Origin of the sequence: Rubrivirga sp., from assembly GCF_049648075.1 — a bacterium.
Lineage (GTDB): Bacteria > Bacteroidota > Rhodothermia > Rhodothermales > Rubricoccaceae > Rubrivirga.
The window spans coordinates 1-4,275 of sequence record NZ_JBARYR010000085.1 but is presented as its reverse complement, the minus strand read 5'-3'; the positions used below and the strand labels follow the sequence as shown (position 1 = coordinate 4,275).

The following is a 4,275-nucleotide window of genomic DNA, read 5'->3' as shown; positions in this document are numbered from 1 at the left end:
GATCTTGGGCGAACGCGACCAGCCGCGCGACGATGTCGGCCTTCGAGGTCGACCCGATCAGGTCTGCCGAGAGCAAGGCCTCGCCCAGCCCCAGCAAGTGCGCGTGCGCGTCGATCAGCCCGGGGATCACCGTCTGGCCCTCAAGGTCGACACGCGGCCACTCGGGATAGTCCTCGAGGACGGCCTCGGCGCTCCCGACGGCGACGAACCGCCCGTCCTCGACCGCGAACGCCTCCGCGACTGGCATCGACTCGTCGACGGTGTAGACGGTCGCGTTCGTCGCGACGTACGACGTTTGGGCCGCGGCCAATGTTGGGAGGAGCGCGAGCAGGGCGAGGAGTCGGTACATCAGGGTCGGGCGGTGGGTCGTGCCAATATCGCCTCGTCCTCGATGGCGTCCGTCCTCAAGGACGGTCAGCGGGGTTCGCGCTCGATCCACAACGTCACCGGGCCGTCGTTCACGAGCGACACCTGCATCGAGGCCCCGAACCGGCCAGTTTGAACGCGGCCGCCGAGGTGATCTAAAAGCGAGGAGGCGAAGGCTTGGTACAGCGGCTCCGCGGCCTCGGGGCGGGCGGCACGCGCGTAGCTCGGCCGGGTCCCCTTTCGCACGTCGCCCGCGAGAGTGAACTGGCTTACGACCAATGCCCCGCCCTCGACGTCCTGGACCGACCGGTTCATCTTTCCGTCGTCGTCGGGGAAGACGCGGAGCCGGGCGAGCTTGTCGGCCAGCCACTCGCCCTCGACGCGAGTGTCGCCCTCGAGGACGCCGAGCAGGACCAGCAGGCCGCGTCCGACCTCGCCAACGAGTTCGCCCTCGACGTGGACGGCGGCGGCGGAGACGCGTTGGACGAGGGCGATCATCGAGGTCGGAGGCGGGACGTGGGGAAGATCCGACCTCGAGGGCGGCCGAATGGCGCCACAAAGCGAGATTCGGAGCGCGCTGGTGACATCTGATGACATCTCGTGAGTCCGCTCTGACGAGCGTGCGCGGCGCCTCATCTAGCTTCGCAGCGTGTCCCCCCCCCTCCCATCGTCGCTCGGTCGCTTGGCCGGGGCCTTGTTCGCGCTCGCGCTCGTGCCCGCGCTGGCGTTCGCGGCGATGCAGATCTTCGTCCAGAGCGAGAGCGAACGGCAGCTCGCCGACTTGCGGAACGAGCAACTCGAGGGCCTCCTGTTCTGGGTCAATCAGAACTCGTGGGACACGGCCTCGGTCTGGGCCGACCGCCTGGCACGGTCTGGCGCCAGCCCCGACGACGCGACGAGGTTCCTGCAGGACACGCCCGCCGTCCGGTCCGTCCTCGAGGCCGACTCGACTGGGACGCCCGTTCAGTGGTCCGGCGACGAGGCGCCGCCTCCGGTTCCCGAGGCCGTCGCCCAGCGACTCCTGGCCCAGCACCAGGTGGGATACCGCAAGATCGAGCCGGTCGCCCTCGAGGACGGGACGCTCGCGCTCACGTTCGCTGCCGACGGCGTGGCGCCCGACGCCCCGCCCCGTTTGCTCGCGATGATCGTTGAGCCCGACGATCTGCTGGACACGGCCGTGTTACCGACGCTGCGAGATCAACTGAGAGGCAGCGTCGCGTTCGGCATCTTCCGGGAGGACGACCCTTCGCCTGTCGCGTCGACGCCGGGGTTTGCTCGCGTCAACGTCGAGCACGAGGCGGGGCTCTGGCTCCTTCCCGGTCACGTCGCCGGCATTCGTCCCGAGGGCGCCTCCGCGGAAGCGTCGATGCGGCGGCGGCTGTGGCAGAGCTTGCTTCTAATCGGTGGCGTGACGGCCGGGCTCGGCGTCGGTGCGCTGTTGGTGTGGCGCGGCGTCCGGCGCGAGATCGAGGTCGCCCGGCTGCGGGAGGACTTCGTCTCGAACGTGAGCCACGAACTCCGCACACCGCTCGCCTTGATCCGCATGTACGCCGAGTCGCTCCAGCAGGGCCGCGTCCCCGAGGCGAAACGTCCGCGCTACTACGACACGCTCGTTGCCGAGTCCGAGCGGCTGAGCCGCTTGGTCGGCAACGTGCTCCAGTACAACCGGTTCGAGCGGGGCACGGCGACCGTCGACAGGAGCCCGGTCGACGTGTCCGAGATCGCCGCCGAGATCGCCGACCGCTACCGGCCCGTCGTCGAGCGCGACGGCGGCACCCTCGAGGTCGATCTCGAGGACGTCCCGACCGTCGCCGGCGACCGCGACCTGCTCAGCGAAGCCTTGGTCAACCTGATCGACAACGCCGTCAAGTACGGCGGCGGGGCCGTCGAGGTCGCGACGCGTGCGACGGAAAAAGCCGTCGTCCTCGAGGTCGCCGACCGCGGATCGGGCATCGACACGGCCGACCTCGAGCGCGTGTTTGAGCCGTTCGTCCGACTTCAGCCTGAGAGCGACGACGGGCTCGTCCACACGGCCAAAGGCACCGGCCTGGGCCTGGCGCTCGTCCAGCGCGTCGCGGTCTCCCACAACGGTTCGGTCACCGCGACGGCGCGCGACGGCGGCGGGACCGTGTTTCACCTCTCCCTCCCCACCGATGCCTGACCTCCCCATTCTCATCGTCGAGGACGAGCCGGCCATGCGCGAAGGGCTCCGCGACAACCTCGAGTTCGAGGGGTACACCGTCGAGGTCGCCCCAGACGGGCAAGCTGGGCTCGACAAGATGACGGCCAACGCGTACCGCCTGGTCCTCTTGGACGTGATGATGCCGCGCCGCTCGGGCTTCGAGGTCTTGCGCGAGGCCCGAGCCGCGGGCGTAAAGACACCCGTGATCGTGCTGACGGCGAAGTCCCAAGAAGTCGACGCCGTTCGAGGGCTCGAAATGGGCGCCGACGACTTCGTGACCAAGCCGTTCGGGCTGAGCGAGTTGATGGCCCGCGTCCGCGCGGTCCTGCGTCGTGTCGAAGGACCGGCCGAGTCGGACATCATCGAGGTCGGGCGGCTCCGTCTGGACCTGTCGAGCTACGAGGCCGCCGTCGACGGCCAAGCGGTCGCAATGACGCACCTCGAGGCCGAGGTGCTCCGCCACTTCGCGGCCCACTCGGGCCAGATCGTCACGCGCGATCAGTTGCTGGACGCGGTCTGGGGCGACGACGTCGCGCCCACCACTCGGACCGTCGACAACTTCGTGCTCAAGCTCCGCCAGAAGGCCGAGCCCGATCCGTCTCGGCCTCGCCACTTCGTCACGGTCCACGGCGTCGGCTACAAGTTCTTGCCGTGAGCCGCCGCTTCCTGCTCATCGGCCTGGGCGCGCTCGCGCTCTTGGCCATCGTCATGCTGCTGCGCACGGTCGCGGTCGCGGCGTTCGGCGCGCTCGGCGACGTCCTCGAGGGCGACACCCACACGTGGCAGACGGTCGACGAGACCGGCGTCCCCCAGCCCGACATGCAGGACTGGACGACGCTCGTCGACCTCGAGGGCGACTGGGCGTTCCGCATCGGCGACGCCGAGGTGTGGGCGACCGGGTACGACGAGGCCGGCTGGGACACGCTCGCCGTGCCGGGAATCTGGGAGGACCAGGGCTACCAGGGCTACGACGGGACGGCCTGGTACCGCCGCACCTTCGTCCTCGATGCCAGCGCGGCGACGGAGCCGCTCTACCTCTTGCTCGGCAAGATCGACGACTCCGACGAGGCCTTCGTCAACGGCGTCCGCATCGGCCGCACGGGCTTGTTTCCCCCTGTTTACAAGACGGGGTATTACGACTACCGCGTCTACGCTGTCCCGCCGGAGATCCTCGCCCCCGGCGAAAACACGATTGCAGTGCGGGTCTACGACGGCGGCCGCGAGGGCGGCATCATGGACGGACCGATCGCGCTCGCCACGACGCAGCTCCCGAATCCGACCGGTCCCGTCTTCGTCGCAGACTTGGTCGGCGCGTGGCAGTTCGCTCCGGGCGACGACCTCGGCTGGGCCTCGCCCGACCTCGAGGACGAGGACTGGGACACCATCCAGGTCCCGGGCGTCTGGGAGCGCCAGGGCTACCGTCGCCACGACGGGTTCGCGTGGTACCGCAAGACCGTCACGCTCACCGGCGCCGATGCGAATCGAGACCTCCTCCTGGTCCTGGGCGCCATCGACGACCTCGACCAGGCGTTCGTCAACGGCAACCTGATCGGCGGGACGGGCGACATCGAGGCCAGAACCGTCGAGGGCGACGAGTGGTTGACCCCGCGGGCCTATCCCATCGAGGCCGGGTTGCTCCACGCGGGCGACAACGTGATCGCGGTGCGGGTCTACGACGGGCCGAACGAAGGCGGCATTCACCAGGGGCCGGTCGGGCTGATGACGCC

General features: G+C 69.5%; 5 protein-coding genes. 3 read left to right on the top strand and 2 right to left on the bottom strand.

The features are described 5' to 3' along the window. Together WBA11_RS02345 and dtd are read right to left on the bottom strand one after the other, a co-directional pair. Positions 1 to 349 (bottom strand): amidohydrolase family protein (locus WBA11_RS02345; protein ID WP_424519122.1); only part of this gene is annotated, 349 nt, incomplete at its 3' end. A gap of 65 nt (positions 350 to 414) precedes the next feature. Further along, the gene (dtd, locus tag WBA11_RS02340) at positions 415 to 864 is read right to left on the bottom strand and encodes a D-aminoacyl-tRNA deacylase (RefSeq protein ID WP_424519121.1); all 450 of its coding nucleotides are present in this window, start codon (positions 862 to 864) and stop codon (positions 415 to 417) included. Positions 865 to 1,015: 151 nt separating this feature from the next. Between dtd and WBA11_RS02335 the strand changes: the two genes are divergently transcribed. From WBA11_RS02335 to WBA11_RS02325, 3 genes are all read left to right on the top strand, one after another. Continuing rightward, on the top strand, positions 1,016 to 2,527 hold the full coding sequence (locus tag WBA11_RS02335) for a sensor histidine kinase (protein WP_424519120.1): 1,512 nt from the start codon (positions 1,016 to 1,018) through the stop codon (positions 2,525 to 2,527). After that, the gene (locus WBA11_RS02330) at positions 2,520 to 3,203 is read left to right on the top strand and encodes a response regulator transcription factor (RefSeq protein WP_424519119.1); all 684 of its coding nucleotides are present in this window, start codon (positions 2,520 to 2,522) and stop codon (positions 3,201 to 3,203) included. The genes WBA11_RS02335 and WBA11_RS02330 overlap by 8 nt, the downstream gene beginning before the upstream one ends. Beyond that, on the top strand, positions 3,200 to 4,275 hold a 1,076-nt coding region (locus tag WBA11_RS02325; RefSeq protein ID WP_424519118.1), incomplete at its 3' end, for a beta galactosidase jelly roll domain-containing protein. The genes WBA11_RS02330 and WBA11_RS02325, both read left to right, overlap by 4 nt.

Excerpts from the sequence above, each read along its gene's own strand:
- dtd (WP_424519121.1), bottom strand. The coding sequence starts at position 864 with ATGATCGCCCTCGTCCAACGCGTCTCCGCCGCCGCCGTCCACGTCGAG.
- WBA11_RS02330 (WP_424519119.1), top strand. The coding sequence starts at position 2,520 with ATGCCTGACCTCCCCATTCTCATCGTCGAGGACGAGCCGGCCATGCGC.